Below are 2,093 nucleotides of genomic sequence, written 5' to 3'. Positions count from 1 at the left end.
CTCCTTTGTTGAAGAAGCTCGTCATGCTCTGCCCTTGCCGGACGACGTTCAATCCAGGCGCAATCTCCAGCCCGCGCCCTCTACCTCAACCGCAGACGCCCTCCCGCGCAGCGGGTTCGTTCTCCGGCCCCCAAATCGGTCATTGCTCCCCGGGCGGGTGATATCCTTTGAGGAAGCGGGTTCCGCTAACGATAGGGCCGTTGGTTCAGATCCCATCAAGGCGCTCATCGGTGGAACTTGCCGTCTCGAAGAAACGAAAGGGCTTACGCCCACATGGCTTTGTTCGATGGAATGAATGTGTGGTTGGCAGCGATGGCGATATGGTCGGCGGCTCCGGCAAGTCGCGTGCTTTCGACAGTTACCTTACCGTCGTTGGTGACTTGATAGCCAATGATCAATGACGAGAAGGGATCGATGGTTCGGGTTCCGGCGATGATGCCCAGTTCGAAATCCACCTGACCGAAAATATGGGCGAACGTGCTCTGATCGGTGACGAGCTGCTGGCCGGCAGGGCCGAAAGCTGCATTATTCAGCGGCACCTTTTTCAAGAAATCTGCGACCTGACTGCCATTATTTGGAGTGCCAATCACCACCACCCGCCCGAGATTTGATGGTCGGTAGTTCTTCAACATGGCCCTGATGACCAATCCACCCATGGAATGTCCGACCAGGTGAAGACGGCCTTCTCGGTTGCTCTCAGACGCATCTTCGACTTCCTCAGCAACGATCTCCGACAGTCTCCCACTCCGACGCCGATCCCGATACCTCGAGCCATCGTCCGTTACGGTTCTTGGCCGCCCTCACGTACGGTGGGGACCTTCGGGTTGGATTCAACTTCGCTAGGGGTAAAAAAAGTCAAATACGCCACAGCGAGAATCACCGCGATGACGAATATCGTCAGCACGAACTTCTCCGCTGGCTTTTTGTTCTGTGTCGCTCATGCCGAGTACAACATCAATTAGGCGCCGAAGTTCCTTGTCATACTTCGCGATTGCCAAAGAATGATCCATACAGTCGAACCGAAGTATTTCATCGCAATTCCCGATCCACGCTCTACCTCTACCTTCAGAAGGAGAATTAACGTGGAAAATCTCAGAGAGTTTGCTTCAAGCACGAATGGCGATCAGTGGTTTCTTGGCGTCGACGCTGCCACCAACAGAGAGGTAGTCGTTCACCGCGGTAATCCATCGTCAGGTGGTCATGAAACGACGATCCCTGTGAATTCATTTTTGAATCAGCGGCCGTTTGGTCCGGAACATCAGGCTTTGGACTCGTTGCTTGCAGATCGAAGAGCATCCGAGAGCGAAGAAACCCCCGCCAAACTGGTCTAGCCGTTGGGAAGAATGCCATCGGAAGCCCCGACTTCTCTAGTGGGAGAGACCGTATGCGTAAGCAGCGGCCTTTTGCTTGTCAGGAAGCCTTCCTCGCCTTTTCACCGGTCCACGCGGAAAGCAGCAATCCGCACGATGGAAGGAATGCGCCTATTCTCCTTCGGCTCCCAGGCCCTTTGGGCCCGTGAGTTGGCGTAAATCTTCACCGAGAGATCTGACCGCATCCATTGTCACAGCCAGTGCTGACATGATCATTGCTATGTCATGGTCCTTACCGGCCTGTGACAGCTCGTAGGATCTGGTCTGTAGCTGGTGGCTGATTGAGGTGAGCTGTGCAAAAGTTTCTTCGGTCATGGCAATCCTCCGAAGGTTTAAAGCCTCTGTTGAGGTTTTCGTTCCCAACATTCAAACGGGCAGCAATCTCCAAGATGTAAGAATGCGTCTTGCAAAGCGGGACTATTTGCATTCGAATTGATCCAGCACAAAGCTCGTCTTCCTATCCTTGAAAGTGTAATTCTAGACGGCAGACTTCAATTCGCCACTTTGGAACCTTGGTTTCCAGAACGGGCCAGCATTCGGCCCGAGCCCGACCTTCAGAACCTCACCCGCGTCGGGCATTGGAGTAGAACGCCTTATAATCGGCCGTGCCAATTTGGTGTGGTGCTGATCTGCAGTGGATGTGCTAACGTATGTTAGAGCTTCGCCTTAAGGTTTATGTTGGCGACGTTCCTGCCGAGTGATGGCTCGCTGCGCGAGTTTTCG

The 2,093-nt window shown here is 53.8% G+C and carries 2 protein-coding genes and 1 pseudogene; 1 reads left to right on the top strand and 2 read right to left on the bottom strand.

Annotated elements, in window-relative coordinates; all coding sequences use genetic code 11:
- Window positions 1-263: 263 nt before the first annotated feature.
- Window positions 264-689: pseudogene (locus tag AC1DM5_RS36435) on the bottom strand (esterase/lipase family protein); the annotation flags it as partial.
- 393 nt (window positions 690-1,082) lie between these two features.
- Between AC1DM5_RS36435 and AC1DM5_RS36430 the strand changes: the two are divergent.
- Window positions 1,083-1,331, top strand: a complete 249-nt coding sequence (locus tag AC1DM5_RS36430; RefSeq protein WP_477824405.1) for a hypothetical protein — start codon at window positions 1,083-1,085, stop codon at window positions 1,329-1,331.
- Window positions 1,332-1,481: 150 nt separating this feature from the next.
- Here the strand turns inward: AC1DM5_RS36430 and AC1DM5_RS36425 are convergent, their stop codons facing one another.
- Window positions 1,482-1,685 (bottom strand): hypothetical protein, encoded by a 204-nt coding sequence (locus AC1DM5_RS36425; protein ID WP_477824404.1) that lies wholly within the window; start codon window positions 1,683-1,685, stop codon window positions 1,482-1,484.
- Between the last annotated feature and the right edge of the window lie 408 nt (window positions 1,686-2,093).

It is taken from the genome of Rhizobium sp. 01T437 (assembly GCF_056398505.1).
The sequence above is the reverse complement of the archived record's forward strand: the minus strand, read 5'-3'. Positions and strand labels throughout refer to the sequence as shown.